Annotated in this window: 8 protein-coding genes and 2 pseudogenes; 4 read left to right on the top strand and 6 right to left on the bottom strand. The window is 61.6% G+C overall.

What is annotated here, in order from left to right:
• The 3 genes from L6637_RS41995 to L6637_RS41985 form a co-directional block, all read left to right on the top strand.
• Positions 1–642 (top strand): nucleotide sugar dehydrogenase (locus L6637_RS41995; protein WP_237874424.1); only part of this gene is annotated, 642 nt, incomplete at its 5' end.
• 143 nt (positions 643–785) lie between these two features.
• Positions 786–998, top strand: coding sequence for a hypothetical protein (locus L6637_RS41990; protein WP_237874427.1), 213 nt, complete (start codon positions 786–788; stop codon positions 996–998).
• Entirely contained in the window at positions 932–1,270 is a 339-nt protein-coding gene (locus tag L6637_RS41985; RefSeq protein WP_237874423.1) for an aldose epimerase family protein, read from the top strand. The genes L6637_RS41990 and L6637_RS41985 overlap by 67 nt, the downstream gene beginning before the upstream one ends.
• 154 nt (positions 1,271–1,424) lie before the next feature.
• Here the strand turns inward: L6637_RS41985 and L6637_RS41980 are convergent.
• From L6637_RS41980 to L6637_RS41965, 4 genes and pseudogenes are all read right to left on the bottom strand, one after another.
• Positions 1,425–1,544: pseudogene (locus L6637_RS41980) on the bottom strand (transposase); the annotation flags it as partial.
• A 134-nt stretch (positions 1,545–1,678) separates the two neighbouring features.
• The gene (locus L6637_RS41975; protein ID WP_237874426.1) at positions 1,679–2,257 is read right to left on the bottom strand and encodes a hypothetical protein; all 579 of its coding nucleotides are present in this window, start codon (positions 2,255–2,257) and stop codon (positions 1,679–1,681) included.
• A 916-nt stretch (positions 2,258–3,173) separates the two neighbouring features.
• Positions 3,174–3,425 carry a GCG_CRPN prefix-to-repeats domain-containing protein gene (locus L6637_RS41970; protein ID WP_377803228.1) on the bottom strand — a complete coding sequence of 84 codons (252 nt, stop codon included), beginning with the start codon at positions 3,423–3,425 and terminating at the stop codon, positions 3,174–3,176.
• A 25-nt stretch (positions 3,426–3,450) separates the two neighbouring features.
• Positions 3,451–3,693, bottom strand: coding sequence for a hypothetical protein (locus L6637_RS41965; RefSeq protein WP_237874422.1), 243 nt, complete (start codon positions 3,691–3,693; stop codon positions 3,451–3,453).
• A gap of 232 nt (positions 3,694–3,925) precedes the next feature.
• On the opposite strand from L6637_RS41965, the gene L6637_RS41960 reads away from it, so the two are divergent.
• Entirely contained in the window at positions 3,926–4,885 is a 960-nt protein-coding gene (locus L6637_RS41960) for a helix-turn-helix transcriptional regulator (protein WP_237874420.1), read from the top strand.
• Between the two features lie 1,085 nt (positions 4,886–5,970).
• Here L6637_RS41960 and L6637_RS41955 read toward each other — a convergent pair.
• Positions 5,971–6,189, bottom strand: a complete 219-nt coding sequence (locus tag L6637_RS41955; protein WP_237874418.1) for a hypothetical protein — start codon at positions 6,187–6,189, stop codon at positions 5,971–5,973.
• Between the two features lie 285 nt (positions 6,190–6,474).
• Positions 6,475–7,122 (bottom strand): annotated as a pseudogene (locus tag L6637_RS41950) (transposase family protein); the annotation flags it as partial.

The raw sequence follows: 7,122 nt of genomic DNA, 5'->3' as shown, positions 1-7,122 counted from the left end.
GCGGATCTTTCCGAGAAAGTTGGCGCCAATGTGCAGGAGGTTGCCCGCGGCATTGGCCTCGACAACCGCATCGGCACGAAATTCCTGCACGCCGGTCCCGGCTTCGGCGGCTCCTGCTTCCCCAAGGACACCAAGGCGCTGATCAAGATCGCGCAGGACTACGACGTCAACTTGCGCATCGTTGAATCCGTGCTCGCAGTCAACGAGAACCGCAAGCGCGCGATGGCGCGAAAAGTGAGCCAGGCGCTCGGCGGCTCCTTGCGCGGCAAGACCATCGCGGTGCTCGGCCTGACCTTCAAGCCCGACACCGACGACATGCGCGATGCGCCGTCGATCCCGCTCGTCACCGGTCTGCTCGACATGGGCGCGAAGGTGAAGGCCTTCGATCCCGTCGGCATGGAGCAGGCCAAGAGTGAGCTGCCCAGCATCACCTATTGCGAAGATGCCTATTCCTGCGCGCAAGGCGCCGATGCAATAGTCATCGTCACCGAATGGGTCCAGTTCCGTGCGCTCGATCTGGACCGGCTGAGGGCGATCATGGCTCAGCCCGTCGTTGTCGATCTCCGCAACATCTATCCCCCCGAAGAGATGGCCGCGGCAGGCTTCGCCTATGAGAGCGTCGGGCGGTCGTCCGAGGCCTAGCGGAATCAGCGGCAGCTAGCCGCGCTTCGCGGCTTTTCCGCCGTCTCACGCCGATGCGGGCAAAATCGTCTCCAATGCGGTATGATCCGGTAACATAAGGTTGCTGCTGTCCGTCAGACTCGCTGCCCACTATGAAGACCGTCATGACCAACGACAGGCACCCGATGCGCAGCGGCTCCTTCACCGCGACGACCAACGCGCACGGCGCCGAGATGTGCTCGCTTAAGCACAAGGACGGCACCGAATTCCTGAGGCAGGCCGGGCCCGCCCGGCCGCGCATGCGCCGCTCTTGCTTCCGATCGTCGGGCGCCGCGCCAGTGACGAACTGCGCCACCGGCGCAAAACGTACCGGATGAATCAGCACGGCTTCGCACGCGACAGCCGTTTCGCGTGGACGGAGCGCGGCGAGAGGCGTTGCGTCCTGCTGCTCGAAGACAGCGAGGCTACGCGCGCGCTCTATCCTTTCGCGTTTCGGTTGACCGTGACTTACACGCTCGACGCTGAACGGCCACGACGTGGTGCTGAAGATCGTCAACGCCGGCGAGGAGACTGCCGGTGCCGCTCGGTGGCCATCCGGCTTTCAATTGGCCGCTTCAAGCCGGAGTACCGAAAGAGAGCTATGCGCTGACTTTCGCAAAACAGGAGCCATCGCCGGTTCGACGGCCGCATTCTCCTCGCGGCAACCGATCCGTGTCCGGTTCGAGGGACGGTGCTTCCTCTGTCGGAAGCCCTGTTCGCCAGCGACGCCGTCATCATCGCCCCAATCAACAGTGACGCGGTCCGCTATGCAGCGGGGCAGGGCAGTGGCCGCGCTTCCGAGCCAGATCGGCCGTCTTCGCCCCGGCCTCATGCTCCTTCAACACCGCGAAAATCTGCTCTTCCGTGAACCGTGCTCGCTTCATCTGTCCGTCCTTCTTCGCGGCGGACTCTAACTCCTTCTGGAGGAAATACTCAGTAGGAGGTTACGGTCCAGGCGGAGTTTCCACGCTAAGAATGCGCGCCGTCCAGATGAACGTGAGATGCGACTAGCAGGCCGTTATCTGAACGGATCCTGGATTGACGGCGACGACTGCCGGATGCGCCGCACGCTCACCGGCGTGCCGTCGGAGACGAATAGCAGTTCATAGGTCCGGCCTTCGCTGTCGGTGGCCGAGCAGGTGATGTCCTTCACCTTCCTGGCGGCGAAATTGCCAGTCTGGCGGCAGGTGCCGGTGGAACTCTGCTCGGCCGGGACCGGCAGACCGTCGACCTTCGGTCGGTCCTTGGAGTTGAGCAGCACGCGATCGATCGGCAGTTCGTAGGAATTGTCATCAGCCCGCCTGCCATTCTCGCCGGAGAACGACACGACGTGGTTCTCGTCGCTGGGGTCATCGACGGCAACGGCGAAATTGACCCGGCCCTTGTCGTCATGGGCGAAGGCCACAGTCTTGCAGGCAAAGGGGTGGCCCGCGACCTTCAACGTCTTGCAGTGGCCCGACATCAGCGCGAGCATGTCGACAAGCGAATTTTGCTGGGCAGGCGGATTGTTCGCCGGGATTGTGGTGGTAGATTCGGCAAAACAAGGGCTTGCAAGAGAGGCGAGAACTGCGGCCAGAACCGATCGGCGGAGGCGGATCGCATCGCAAATTAAGTGCAACTCAGTTCGCCCCGGCCAAATGTTCGACAAAGCCCATCTGAAATACCACCACGTTCCCATCGACGATTCGCTCCTCAGCCGACCATACTCCTTTATGAAATCTGCTGAGGACAGTCGAGCGGGGAAGCAACACTTGGGACAGCGTACACCGTGCGAGCCGGACGTGATGCGAACGGCCCGGGCGCGGCTCTGCTCAGGACGCGCAGCGACTAGAATTGGTGCCTAACAAGGCCCAGTTCTCGGCCCCAATCCCGAAAGGCAGGCAGTGTGATTTCCTTCGGCAGCCGTCGCTTCGGGCTTGAAAAGCGCATCGGCCCGCTCGGTCACCTTCTCACCGCCCCCGGATCGGGTACCGGGCATCAATGCTTCCTATCTCTCGTCGTTGCGGCTTTACGAATGGTTTGGCTCGGGGAGCTAGCCGACGGCCCAATGTAGCGGCCTCCAAGGCACGAGACAGATCATGGGGCCTTCGCATACTGCACATTGCGCGCCGGGACCGTCGCGGAAGCCATTTCTGACGTACCGGACCGCGCCGAAACCACGATCGAAATTGTCCGCATTCTCCACGACAGAATGGACCTTCGGCGCCACGTCCCATCCAGCCCGGACCATAGGGCCGTGGCATCGCAGGCAACGTCCGCGCCTTTGGGTCGGGACGCGTATGTCCGGTGTCGCGGCGATACCGTTTCGCTCCCTCGTGATGGGTCATGGGCCCTCGAAATTTTGACGGGATGCTTCAAACCCGCTCGGGGTAGCGCCCCTGGAGTTGATCCGACAGAGCAACAAGAACGGGCCGTCTCGCGGGGGGCAGTCGAATTAGGTCACCGTCGGCAAAAGAAATGCCCGGGCTAGCCCGGGCATGATCCGTGTGGCGAGGCGGCTGGGTAGCCGGCTTTTACTTGCCGTTGCCACGGCAGGCGCCGCCGGGCCCGATATGGTAGCCGCGCGGACAGGCATGCGCGGCGGGGTTGGCGTAGTTTCTCAGGCAGCCGCCATAGGGGCCGCGATGCCAGCCGACGCCGCAGCCGCCGGCGACAGTAATGACATCGCCGCTGCCTTGCGCAACGTACGGCGCCAGCGGCATCGCCTGGGCAGAGCTGATGGTCGCACCGAGCGCAACTGCCGCGGCAAAGATGGTCCGGATCACGGGTATGCTCCTGGATCTTGTCGCGTCAGTGGGTGGCAGCAAAAGCGATGCCGGCGCGCACTTCGGCAATCGTCTGGTCGATCAGCCCGAGCGCCCGTTCGCGGTGGCCCCCCTTGTTGGGCTCGGCCTTGGCAAGCTCGGCGCGGGCCGATTGCAGGATCGCGATGGCCTCATCCATATGCGGCTGCGCGCCGAGCGCGTAGCCGATAAAGAAGCTGGTTGCGATGGCGCCGCCGAGCACGAGGCTGCGGGGTAGAGAGGTTCGCATGTCGATTTCTCCTCGAGCGGGCGTCAGGCTGGGGCCGCCCAGTTGCCCGGACGCGATTTGTCTGTGGCGGGATGTCGCATCCTCTGCTTGAATAGGACAAGGCTGGGCGGTCCGTCTTGGACTGTCCGGCGCCCGCGACTTCGCGGCTTGGACTGACCGGCGCAGCTTGATTGATCCCGGCGTGTCGCGCCTTTTGAATTTCGAAGAGTCATTCTTAGAAAAGTCGTTCTCGATGTCCGTCGTCAGGAAGTCGCTCTCGACCGAGCTGTTGCCGAAGGATCTGTCCGACCGGCAGCGCTTCATCCGCTTCGCCGAGCTGTTCGAGCATTTCTCCAACACTGGCGAGCTCGACCCGGCCCCCGATGTTCCGTTTCGCGCCGCGATGAACTCGATCCATATCGGCACCACCCTCCTCGGCCGCTGCGACGGCAGCTTCGTCACGGTGCGGCGCGAGAAACGCCAGGTGATCGAGACCGGCGACGACCGCTTTTGTCTCGTGCGCAACAGCGGCGATCGTCCCTCGCAGGTGATCCATCGCGGGCACGAATTCACCATGCGGCCGGGAGCGATGGTGTTGCTCAAGCTCGACGAGCCGTTCTTCGCCGCTGACGGCGCCAGCCGGAAGCGCTTCACTAATGTGCATCTACCGGTCGATTCACTGCGCGCGATGGTCGCTGACGTCGATGACCTCGTCGGCTGCGAGCTCGAGCCCGGCGGCGCGCTGTCGCTGGTGATGGATTACAGCGACCTGTTGCTTCGCCATCCCGCGGCCGCCGACGAGGCTGGCATGGCGATCGCGTCTCACTTACTCGATCTCGCCGCGATCGGCCTCGGCGCCCGCAGCGACGTCGCGGTCGCGGCACGGCGCCGGGGCCTGCGTGCGGTGCGCCTGAAAGCCGTCTTGTCAATCCTCGAGGTGCGATTCCACGAGCCGGATTTTTCCCCAAAAAAGCTCGCCACTTCTGCCGGTCTCTCCGAGCGCTATGTGAACGAGCTGTTGTTCGAGGCCGGCGCCAGCTTCACCACGCGCTTGATCGAATTGCGGCTGCGCAAGGCGGCCGGCTTGCTCGCTCATCGGCAGGGGCGCATCAGCGACATCGCCTTTGCCTGCGGCTTCAACGACCTGTCTTATTTCAATCGCTGCTTTCGCCGTAGGTTCGGCCTGACGCCGACCGCAGCGCGGGGGAAGTAATCGGATCGCGCCTCCCACAACTCCACCATGGGCGGGCGAGTAACCCTACAAAGTGAGGTTAATTCGACGATCGCGTAGCCGTCCATGGTAGGCGCGGGCTACGCTTGAGGCGCCGGGCGAGCTGGTCTTTCCCCCCAAGAGTGAACTCAAGACCAGAATTTGAATCCATCCGGCACGGGCCGCCAGCGATATGCCCCCAAGTCTGGCGGCCCACCTTTTCAAGGCACGTGGGTGGCCTTCGATAATCTCTCAGACCACTCCCGCCAGCATGACGAGGAAGTGCAGCTCTACAGATTCGACGGCTTGGCGCTCGATGGAGTGCATTCGCCGCACAGGCGCAGCGGAGAATCTCTATGCTGAGCTCTCGAAGAATGAACGAAGACAACCTCCAAGCGGAGCTGCGTTGTCGCTCGTCATGTTCACACCGAGCGTAAAAGAGCCCGGACCGCCGTGTGCAACAATCTTCAGTTTGAATATTTTTTCAGCTCGCTCTCCAGGCCACGAACAAGCCACTCCAGCTGACCCTAGGTGTCCATCCCCTTGGGAAAACTTGCATATGATAGTCGCGAAACATGATGAAAGTATGTTTCGATCTGCGGCGCTACCCGATGCTGCACTTCATGCGAAACCATCCGGTACGTTAACGACCTATATCAAAACTCCTTAGGCAACCTAAAATGTTGCAATTTGTAGTCTGCAAGACCAGGAGCGAGCTAGAACGATTTAAGCGAATGTGATCGTAAATAGTGCGTCGAGTACCGTCATCTCTTCGTTGGTGCGTGTCTTCCGTGGTTTGGTTCACAGGACAGGTAAGCTACTGCCTATTATTGTCACAGCAATAAGGGCTGCAGGTGCTGTCTCTACCGCACGTGCATCTTCTCGACAATCGCGTATAAAAGCATGAAGATGGACAAAAAGACGAAGAACAAAATCGCAGTCGGCTCGGTCTGCGCGAGTTCACGATTTGGGTCGGTGTCAGTTGCGTGCGGTATCGAAGACCGCAGTAAAGCTCGCGGACGACGCTTAGCCGCGCGGAACAGCAACCGGCGAACCAGCGTTTCGGAGGGAGGCGGGGACATGTTGCCTCAGAGCGCAACCAACAACGGGTATTTGCGGACCAATTCGATGTCAACGTAGCCTTCGTGGTTGATCCACTCGTGAGGGCAATAGGCGAGCGATGCAGGGTCAATCTCTAGACGGTCGCGTGCTATCGCTTCGCGGGTGCCCATTTGACCGACCCAGTTCTTCTCTCCGTGATCAGCGTCGAGGCGAATAGCGTCGAATACAGCTGTATCGTTTCTCACGGCAATGCTCCCCAGGTGCCAATCAGTGCGCAATAGGAAAGAGCATACCGTGCCATCTGTCTCGAGCAACAATCATCGATGTTGCAATTGCTAACAGGTATCCGGAGCTCCGGAGGCGGCTTACTACCATGCCGACGGGAGGATCGAAATTCCAGGGCGCATCTCTGGATGGTGTGTCGACGAAACTAGGCGGCATCTTGGCAAAGCGTTGACGAGTCTTGAACCATGATCGGTATTCTAAAAAGGTATCCACGAGAGAAGCGGAGGACTGTAAGTAGTCGTCCGTTAAGAAGCCGATTGTAGGGATGAGCGGTCGCTGACATCCGCGATGAGGGTGGCCAGGAAGAGGCACCAAAGAACCCTCAGCCAGGCGAGCAAGCGGCGGAAGTTGTGACCGACGGCAGGGAGGATGACGTTGGCCGCATCGTCGGCGCGGCCGTTGAGGTAGCAGCGGCCGAGGTGACCATCGGCCAGGTGTCCGATGATGGGTTCGATGGCAGAGCGGCGGCGCAGCTCGCGCTTGATGACCCCGAAGACGCCGCGCTTCTGTCCGGAGATGAAGACGCGCTGCGGGGTTCTGCGCGTCATGGCCGCGGTATCCCTTGTCGACATAGGCCCGCTGGATCGCACAGCCGGTGAGTGTCTCGGTGCGGTCGATGACGTCCCGCAAGGTATGATCGTCGTAGAGGTTATCGGGTAGCGCCCTGGCGTGCAGCACGAACAGGCCGCCAGGAGCCCGGCGGTTGTTGGTGACGATGGAGGCTTTGAACTCGTAAGGCGCGGCTGCTTTGCCCTTGGCGACCACTCGACCTCTGGAGCATGGAGGGAAGACAGCTTCCAGCCGCACTGGCGCTGTTGCTGCGAGCGGATCTGGGAGGACCGGCCGAGCGGGAGCGCGAACGCGTTCTCGAGCACGGTCTGACCTTCGATCTT

The sequence above is a fragment of the Bradyrhizobium zhengyangense genome, from assembly GCF_022012435.1.
GTDB lineage: Bacteria > Pseudomonadota > Alphaproteobacteria > Rhizobiales > Xanthobacteraceae > Bradyrhizobium > Bradyrhizobium zhengyangense.
This window is presented reverse-complemented; position numbering and strand designations above follow the sequence as displayed.

What these genes read in the sequence shown, in the direction of transcription:
- L6637_RS41990 (WP_237874427.1), top strand. Translation starts at nt 786, where the DNA reads ATGACCAACGACAGGCACCCGATGCGCAGCGGCTCCTTCACCGCGACG.
- L6637_RS41965 (WP_237874422.1), bottom strand. Translation starts at nt 3,693, where the DNA reads ATGCGAACCTCTCTACCCCGCAGCCTCGTGCTCGGCGGCGCCATCGCA.
- L6637_RS41960 (WP_237874420.1), top strand. Translation starts at nt 3,926, where the DNA reads ATGTCCGTCGTCAGGAAGTCGCTCTCGACCGAGCTGTTGCCGAAGGAT.